This window comes from Ruegeria sp. AL12 (assembly GCF_056540885.1).
The window spans coordinates 1-729 of sequence record NZ_JBQFXN010000120.1 but is presented as its reverse complement, the minus strand read 5'-3'; the positions used below and the strand labels follow the sequence as shown (position 1 = coordinate 729).

The window sequence follows — 729 nt, the reverse complement described above, 5'->3', positions numbered from 1 at the left end:
CCGCCAGTTTGATCGGATGCCAGAACGGTGCGATCACAGTGCCGGTGCCAAGGCGCACGTTTTTGGTATGATGCGCGATGTCCACCAGCGACATCAGCGGGTTGGGTGCGATGGTGAAATCCATCCCGTGGTGTTCACCGGTCCAGACCGCACGCATCCCTGCCTGATCAGCCATCTTGCACAGCTCGATGAACTCTTCATACAACTTCTCATGCGACTCTTCGGGGCCCAGCCGTTCCATATGGGCAAAAAGGGAAAACTCCATTCTTCAGGTCCTTTCCGACAGGCTGTGCACATCGCCCCGCTGGGCGTCACCCAGATAAAGCGAGAAATTGCGGGTTCGGCTTTCCAGCGCAAAACGAGCCATCATTGTGGCGATGGGTGCTGACGCGTATGGCAGGGTCGCCAGTTCTTTGATTGCGATCTCCTGAAGCGTGCCATGCCGGGGCAGGGACGGCGCAGACGCAAGAATGTAAACATGATGCGTGTTGGCATCGTCATAGACGGAATACGCAACCCCAAGGCGTGCATCGACACCTTTAGCCGTCAGGTCTTGCACAAGGCTGTTTCGCAAATCTTGCCGATCTGACAGCGTGACTTGCGGCGGACGGAAACCGGCTTCTGTTCTCTCCAGCAAGACGTGCCCGTCCTGTTCGATGATTGCGCCGCAGACCACGTTTCGCCCGGATGGTTCCAGCGCGCCACGTTCCAGCCCGAGGCTGAAATACT

At 57.6% G+C, this 729-nt stretch carries 1 protein-coding gene and 1 pseudogene; both read right to left on the bottom strand.

Translation table 11 applies throughout. The features are described from left to right. On the bottom strand, positions 1 to 265 hold a 265-nt coding region (locus tag ACR0C6_RS21745), incomplete at its 3' end, for an LLM class flavin-dependent oxidoreductase (protein WP_480621223.1). A 3-nt stretch (positions 266 to 268) separates the two neighbouring features. Next, positions 269 to 729 (bottom strand): annotated as a pseudogene (locus ACR0C6_RS21740) (flavin reductase family protein); the annotation flags it as partial.